At 71.5% G+C, this 492-nt stretch carries 1 protein-coding gene; it reads left to right on the top strand.

Annotated elements, in window-relative coordinates:
- Positions 1 to 492 (top strand): type IV secretory system conjugative DNA transfer family protein (locus AAH991_RS40235; protein ID WP_346231205.1); only part of this gene is annotated, 492 nt, incomplete at both ends.

Genomic DNA, 492 nt, shown 5'->3' with positions numbered 1-492 from the left:
TTCGGTCTGCTGGCCTCCAGCCTGCGCGGCGCGCAGAACGGCGCGGTGGAGACCCGCGACGGCATCTACCAGACCGCCCGCACGGCCACCAAGGCGCTGCGCGACGAGGCGATCATGGCGTGGGTCACCCCCGGTGACCTGCCCGACTTCGACCCGCACGGCTTCGCTCGCAGCACAGACACCCTGTACCTGCTGTCGCAGAACCGCTCGGCGGCCGCGCCGCTCATCGCCGGCCTGGCCGACCTGGTGATGCGGGCCGCCAAGCGCGAGGCCGAACGGATGGGCGGGCGGCTCGATCCGCCGATGACCGTCTCGCTGGACGAGGCGGCCAACATCTGCCGGATCGCCGACCTGCCCGAGCTGTACTCCTACATGGGCTCGCGCGGCATCTGCCTGGTCACGATCCTGCAGTCCTACGAGCAGGGCATCACCGTGTGGGGCGAGCACGGCATGGCCGCCCTGTGGGGCGCGGCCACCACGAAGCTGATCGGC

This window comes from Microbispora sp. ZYX-F-249 (assembly GCF_039649665.1).
Taxonomy (GTDB): domain Bacteria; phylum Actinomycetota; class Actinomycetes; order Streptosporangiales; family Streptosporangiaceae; genus Microbispora; species Microbispora maris.
Note: the sequence above shows the minus strand (reverse complement) of the source record. Positions and strands in the feature narration are given on the sequence as shown.